The sequence below is a fragment of the Streptomyces adelaidensis genome (assembly GCF_016598475.1).
GTDB classification, from domain to species: Bacteria; Actinomycetota; Actinomycetes; order Streptomycetales; family Streptomycetaceae; genus Streptomyces; species Streptomyces adelaidensis.
Window position 1 is genome coordinate 1 of record NZ_JAEMUX010000181.1, and the last position, 4,531, is coordinate 4,531.

The window sequence follows — 4,531 nt, forward strand, 5'->3', positions numbered from 1 at the left end:
GAGTCAGCGGCCCCACGGCCGCGCCGCCGTCAGTTCGAGCCGAAGACCTCGATGCCGCATTTCGCGGCACCGCTCCGTTCGATCCTCGCATCACTGGTGATCAGCGTTGCGGCGAGAGCCTCGGCCAGGGCGACGTACTGGGCATCGTAGGCGCTCAGGTTTCCGTGGAGAGCCTGAACGCGATCCCAGAGGAAGAGCGTCTCGTGTCGGACGAGTTGGAGCTGCCGGTAGGCATCGACAGCCTTGGCTACTTCCCGTGCCGTGAGCTTGCCCCCTCTCCTCATGCCGAGGAGTGCGGACTGGATCTCGTAGTCGATGAGCGTGGGCACGGCGACGGCATCGGCGGCACCCACCCGGGTGCGGACGACAAGGCCGAGCGGGTCGTGGTTGGTGAGGAAGTGCACAAGGGCGGAGCAGTCCATGACGACCGTCTCGCTCACCTCCCGGTCCTGGCCTCGTCGATCGCGGCCAGCACGTCCTCCGTGCTGACGCTGGCCGTAGTCTCCCGGTTCAAGCGCGCCACCATTTCCGCCATGGTGGGCTTGGACGCCTCTCGCGCGATGAGATCGAGGAAGTAAGCCTGGAGGGACTTGCCGGCCTGGGCAGCACGAACCTTCAAGGTCTGGATCTGGTCATCCGGGACGTCCCGAATCGTCAGAGCAGTCATGATTGCAGTATAGCATCAATGCATGCAAAGCGCAGACAACCGGAGGGCTGTAGCACCGCGCAGGCCAGCGAAGATCGTCCTCGCTCCCTCCACGTCGGCGCCCGGGGACCACAGGAGGCCAGTGGGCAGGTCGGCCGCAGGAGGTCCATCCAGGCGATGAAGGCACGCTCGAAGTTCTTCGACAGCATGCCCTGGGACCATCTGGTCAAGGCGGTGGAAGCGCACACCGACCCAGGCTCCACCGACTGCGAACCCGCGTCAGCTCAACGGCGCCTCCCCTCGACGCCAGTTGGTGCGCCCCGCCCCATTCGACTTGCCCGCCGTCGGAGCGCCGCCCGTCCGGCGCCCGCCCCCCTGCCGCTATCGCCGCACCGAGCTGCCGCGTCTCCTGTCCGGCTCCGCGGCCTGCGAGGTCTGGGCGTTCCCGGGCGGCTCCGGCGCGCGGACCACGACCTGCGACGACGCGGTGGCCATTGCGGCCTTCCCTGCCGGACTCCGCTGCTCAGCCATTCGGATCCCTCCGGGCGGTGTTCCGGAAGGGGCAGGTCGAGGATCCCGATCGCCTTCTCATGCCTGCCATGTCGACACAGGACGAGCACACCACCGCCCGCACGCAAAATGATCTTCCCCACGCGCACGTCGAGGCCGAATACCCGCGTCGTGAAGGGCAGAACCAACCCCTCCTCAAGCATGGCGCATCGGCAGCTGCTTTGCCCACCGTGGGTCCGAGCATTGCGCGGACGTCCTCGAAGCGCGCGAGCAGCACCGGCTCGCTCTCCTCCCGCGGCCATGGACGACGCCTCCCGCTTGGGAACGTGAGGGTCCACGATCTCTGCGGCACAGGCCCAGGCAGCTTCGAGCACCTGCGCCTCGGGGCGGCTCAGGCACTCTTCGGCGGCCTGGACACGGTCGGGATCGGGCGAGCCGGACCGCGAGGTGCTCGGGGAGCGCCGACAGTGGTGGGGCCGCACATCCGGACGAGTCCGGAGTACGTCGGCGAGGAGTTGGGCCAGCATATCGCCCAGCTGATCGGTGAGCACGGAGCTGAAACGGGTCACCCCGAGGTCCTCTGTCAGACCCCCACCCAGGCTCCCGTCCTGGTCGGCCGTACGCCCCGCACCGTCTTGCCCCCTGCAGCACCGGGCTCGGTAGCGCCGTGCGGTAGCGGGGCTGTTGGATAACGGACATGGCAGCAGTAGTGAACGAGACAACCGTGAAGACGTCCACGACCAGCGAGTCCTTTAGCGCCGGCCAGCGGCTGCGGGCCGCGGACACGGTCTCGGACACCGTGGCCGCCGACGGCGGCGCGAGCGGCTCGGTGACCACGGACAGTGGAACGTACGACGTCTGGGTGGGCGTGGTCGACCGCCGTCTGACCGGCGAATGCCACTGCACGGATGCCAGGGCTGCCACGCTCTGCCCGCACGCGGTGGCACTCGCTCTCAATGCCATCGCCTGCGGTCTCCCCTGGGCGCCGGCTGCCGCGCGGGACGCGGACACGGTCGATCCGCAGGACGCGTACGGTCAGTTGACCGCGGCCGAGAAGGGGCAGGTACTCGAGGCCCTGCTCGCCGAGCGGCCCGGGCTGCGGGCGGACGTGGGGCGGCTGGCGGTCGCCCTCCTCGACGGCCCGGGCTCGGCGCGGCACGGCCGTGCGCAGCGGGCGGACACCGAAGGACTGCGGCAGGAGACCGCGGTCATGGTCGAAGACGCCCTGCGGGAACTGGAGATCGAGGACCTGCGTACCGGGCACCAGCCGGGATTCGGATACGTCGACGTGTACGAAGCAGCGGGCAGCCTGGTGGAAGAAGCCCTCGAGCCGTACAAGCAGGACATCACCCGCCGCCTGGGCCTCGGGTTCACCGGTGCCGCCCGAGAGATCGCTCTGGGCCTGCTTGACGCACTCGCCGCCTGCGAGGGCGACTACGACGGCGACCAGGTCCTGAACTATGCGGGCGAGGACCTGGCTCATGCTTACGGCTGGGGCGTCCGTGAGCAGTTGCGGGCGGCGGGAGCGCCCCTGCCCGAGGACGAGTAGCCCGCTGCCCCTTGTCCGGCGGGTTGGTATGAGCGATCGGACCAGCAGTACGTACCCGTGCACCTCCTGCCGACGCTTGAAAAGCCGACCGAGCCAGGGCGTGGACGATGCGGAACTCGGTCATCCACCTCTCGAGAGGGCCCACTCATCTGCCTCCGGCGGATCTCGGCAACAGTCGCTGCCGAGATCCGTGACGGGGGTGATCTCGACGATGGGACGGCCAGTAGTGAAGCAGCGCGTCGTCGCCTACGCACCAGGAAAACCCGGCCGACCGCGCGATTGTCCGGAAGGCACAACTCTCATGCGAAATCCACGAGGCTGACCGAGGAGCCATCTGCACGACCTCTGCACGCCCGGCCACCAAATGGCCACCAGCTCGAATCGGACGGGCCGGGGAGATCGACAGCCGTGAACATATGCCGAGGTCACAGCCTCTCGATCCGCAACCGCCACTGGCCGTCAACTCCAGACCTACGCATTGCGATACACGGACCGCACGTGCCCGATTGGCCCGAATTCCAAGGTCACCCGAAACAAGAAACCCCAGGTCAAAGGCCCGACCTGGGGTTCACCATAGAGCCGCCTTCGGGATTCGAACCCGAGACCTACGCATTACGAGACCGTGAGGGATCATGTTGCGTGGTGCCTCGTCGTGTCATGCAGTGACGCCCTTCCTGATCAGAGCAGGCGCAACAGGTTGACCCGTGCTGCATCGTGCTGCACCGTCCAAAGGCGTCTGTCCACCGGCTGTCCACCGGTGGGCCTGTCACCGGCCCACCAGCAAGACCGCCGCTAGGCTGCCAGCGATGCTGTCGACAGGTCGGAGAAACGAGCGGAGTTCACTGTCGGACCTCTACAAGCCATCCACCAGGGGGTTCCTCCACGGATGCCTGCCTGGTGGCACCTCAACCCTAGCCGCTACCTGCCCGGCTATGACGCAGATATGTTCCGCCGGAGTTGCCGTCGGGTGCTGGTTGATCCAGCCCAGGCCGCCGATGTCGAGTCGGTGCGGGTGACGGCGACATAGGCGAGACGGGCTTCGGTGACATCGACCTTCACGAGAACCGTCCCTGTCATGCCGCGCGTCTTGATCTACGGTGCCATCAGTCGCCTACGCCAGGGAGGGCCCGTGGAGCGGACAAGTACAGCGCTCGCCGAGCGAATTGCCGAGCGGAGAAGGGGAGTCGGTGATCCTCGGGCGCTGGTCGGTGAGATGCGGCGCTCGGTCCTGCTGGTGCCTGTGGCCGGTGGGGGTCTGTGGTCGGCGTGGTCGGGCGGAGTGCGGTGGATCTGCGGGTTCACCGACGAGGCCGCACTGGCGCGGTTCGCTCTGCTGCACGGATCCGGTGATCAAGCCATGGACTACGCGGCCCTGCTGGGCGCGCGCATCGTCGACGAGGTCGTGCCGTCTATGGACGAGCTGGCCGGCCTGGCCGTCGACATCGCCACCGAGGACGGGTCGATGTTCTTCCCGCCGGTCGTGGGCGTCGTTGCGCACGGCGTCGCCGTCGACTCCGGCGAGGCCGAGGAGGGGCGCGGCCATGGGCGTTGACGGGGCTGATCTGCAGTTCGACAGGGCGTCTGTCGCGAAGTTCACGCAGGGCGTGGGCGCGACGATCGACGGGCTCGGTGATCTGGGCGGCGCCACCGGTTCGGTGCTGGGCAAGGGCTTTTCGGAGCTGGCGATGACCGGGATGGAGGTTGGGCACCACGGCCTCTCGGTCGACTTCGAGGACTTCTGCGAGCGCTGGGAGTGGGGTGTGCGGGCCCTGGTGGGCGACGCCAGCGCGCTCGCGAACCGCCTCGGACTGGCGGCGGGCACCCAG

At 68.1% G+C, this 4,531-nt stretch carries 4 protein-coding genes and 1 pseudogene; 3 read left to right on the forward strand and 2 right to left on the reverse strand.

Going from position 1 to position 4,531, the window contains the following annotated elements:
• Positions 1–29: 29 nt before the first annotated feature.
• Both I8N67_RS40920 and I8N67_RS40925 read right to left on the reverse strand, forming a co-directional pair.
• Positions 30–440, reverse strand: a complete 411-nt coding sequence (locus I8N67_RS40920; protein WP_200309386.1) for a type II toxin-antitoxin system VapC family toxin — start codon at positions 438–440, stop codon at positions 30–32.
• Positions 437–667, reverse strand: coding sequence for a FitA-like ribbon-helix-helix domain-containing protein (locus I8N67_RS40925; RefSeq protein WP_200309387.1), 231 nt, complete (start codon positions 665–667; stop codon positions 437–439). Before I8N67_RS40925 ends, I8N67_RS40920 begins: the two co-directional genes overlap by 4 nt.
• A 1,186-nt stretch (positions 668–1,853) precedes the next feature.
• Between I8N67_RS40925 and I8N67_RS40930 the strand changes: the two genes are divergently transcribed.
• From I8N67_RS40930 to I8N67_RS40940, 3 genes and pseudogenes are all read left to right on the forward strand, one after another.
• Entirely contained in the window at positions 1,854–2,705 is an 852-nt protein-coding gene (locus I8N67_RS40930; RefSeq protein WP_200309388.1) for a hypothetical protein, read from the forward strand.
• Positions 2,706–3,834: 1,129 nt separating this feature from the next.
• Positions 3,835–4,257, forward strand: a complete 423-nt coding sequence (locus tag I8N67_RS40935; protein ID WP_200309389.1) for a hypothetical protein — start codon at positions 3,835–3,837, stop codon at positions 4,255–4,257.
• Positions 4,247–4,531, forward strand: a pseudogene (locus I8N67_RS40940) (hypothetical protein); the annotation flags it as partial. The gene I8N67_RS40935 and the pseudogene I8N67_RS40940, both read left to right, overlap by 11 nt.

Coding starts and splice junctions, on each gene's coding strand:
- I8N67_RS40925 (WP_200309387.1), bottom strand. CDS start 667: ATGACTGCTCTGACGATTCGGGACGTCCCGGATGACCAGATCCAGACC.
- I8N67_RS40930 (WP_200309388.1), top strand. CDS start 1,854: ATGGCAGCAGTAGTGAACGAGACAACCGTGAAGACGTCCACGACCAGC.